The 368-nt window shown below is 60.6% G+C and carries 1 protein-coding gene; it reads left to right on the forward strand.

Annotated features, from left to right (window positions below):
- On the forward strand, positions 1-368 hold a 368-nt coding region (locus FH08_RS0134195), incomplete at both ends, for a hypothetical protein (RefSeq protein ID WP_031362660.1).

Genomic DNA, 368 nt, shown 5'->3' on the forward strand with positions numbered 1-368 from the left:
GTCGCTGAGCATTCTGGGCAAGCAGCTCGACGGACTACCCGAGGTGGTTCCGCAGGCCATGGAGAACATCCAGACGCTGTCCTCGATCATCTCCCAGCGCCGCGACCAACTCGGCACACTGCTCAAGAGCACCGAGAAGGTCACCAACACCCTGCGCCATCAGCAACAGGGCATCGGAACCCTGATCAACCAGGGCCAAAGCCTGATCGGCGAATTCGTGGTACGCCGCGGAACGTTCCACGCCATGATGCAATCGCTGACCAGCCTGGTTGAGCAGCTGAGCAAGATTGTCGTCAAGGACCGGCCGCAGCTCGATGACATGCTCAAGACGCTGCACCAGCTCACCGACATGCTCGGCCAACATGACG

The sequence above is a fragment of the Caballeronia sordidicola genome (assembly GCF_000729995.1).
Taxonomy (GTDB): domain Bacteria; phylum Pseudomonadota; class Gammaproteobacteria; order Burkholderiales; family Burkholderiaceae; genus Caballeronia; species Caballeronia sordidicola_A.